The following is a 1,180-nucleotide window of genomic DNA, read 5'->3' as shown; positions in this document are numbered from 1 at the left end:
GGCCAGCCAGACCATCACCGGCACGGTGGGCGTCGCCGATGCCGGCGCCACCGTCACCATTCTGGACGGCACCACGACGATTGGCAGCGCCATCGTGCAGGGCAACGGCAGCTGGAGCACAACGGTCACGCTCAGCAGCGGCCCGAACTCCCTGACGGCGCGGGTGAGCGATGCCGCCGGCAACATCGCGACCAGCGGCGCGGTGGTCTATACGCTCAGCACCACCGGCCCGACGGTGACCGAGAGTCTCGTCTCCGACACCGGCACCTCAGTCACCGACCATGTCACCGCCAATCCGGCGCTGAGCGGCACCGGCCTTGCCAACACCGTGGTGCACTTCACCATCGACGGTAGCCCGATCGCGGCGACAGTGACCACCGATGCGCAAGGCGCCTGGTCGTTTACGCCGAGCGGGCTGGCCGACGGATCGCACACCATTGTGGCGAGCCAGACCGACACTTTTGGCAACACCGGCAGCGCATCGCTGAACTTCACCCTGGACACCACGGCACCGACGGTTGCGATTACCAGCACCGGCGGACCGGTCAACCAGGCGAGCCAGACCATCACCGGCACGGTGGGCGTCGCCGATGCCGGCACCACCGTCACCATCCTGGACGGCGCTACCACGATCGGCACCGCCATCGTGCAAGGCAACGGCAGCTGGAGTACCACGGTCACGCTGAACCAGGGCGGTAACTCCCTGACCGCACGGGTCAGCGATGCGGCCGGCAACACCGCGACCAGCGGCGCCGTGGTCTACACCCTCAGCACCACCGGCCCGACGGTGACCGAGAGTCTCGTCTCCGACACCGGTACCTCAGTCACCGACCATGTCACCGCCAACCCAGCGCTGAACGGCAGCGGCCTTGCCAACACCGTGGTGCACTTCACCATCGACGGCAGCCCGATCGCGACGACGGTGACCACCGATGCACAAGGGGCGTGGTCGTTTACGCCGACCGGGCTGGCCGACGGATTACACACCATCGTGGCGAGCCAAACTGACACTTTTGGCAACACCGGCTCGGCCTCGCTGAGCTTCACCCTGGACACGACGGCACCCGCGGTCGCCATCACCAGCGCGGGCGGACCGGTCAACCAGGCCAGCCAGACCATCACCGGCACGGTGGGCGTCGCCGATGCCGGCACCACCGTCACCATCCTGGACGGCAGCACG

At 67.9% G+C, this 1,180-nt stretch carries 1 protein-coding gene; it reads left to right on the top strand.

The window, feature by feature from the left end; genetic code table 11:
* Nucleotides 1-1,180 (top strand): Ig-like domain-containing protein (locus tag MOV75_RS38940; RefSeq protein WP_247008146.1); only part of this gene is annotated, 1,180 nt, incomplete at both ends.

Source organism: Bradyrhizobium sp. PRIMUS42 (assembly GCF_023006515.1).
GTDB lineage: Bacteria > Pseudomonadota > Alphaproteobacteria > Rhizobiales > Xanthobacteraceae > Bradyrhizobium.
Note: the sequence above shows the minus strand (reverse complement) of the source record. Positions and strands in the feature narration are given on the sequence as shown.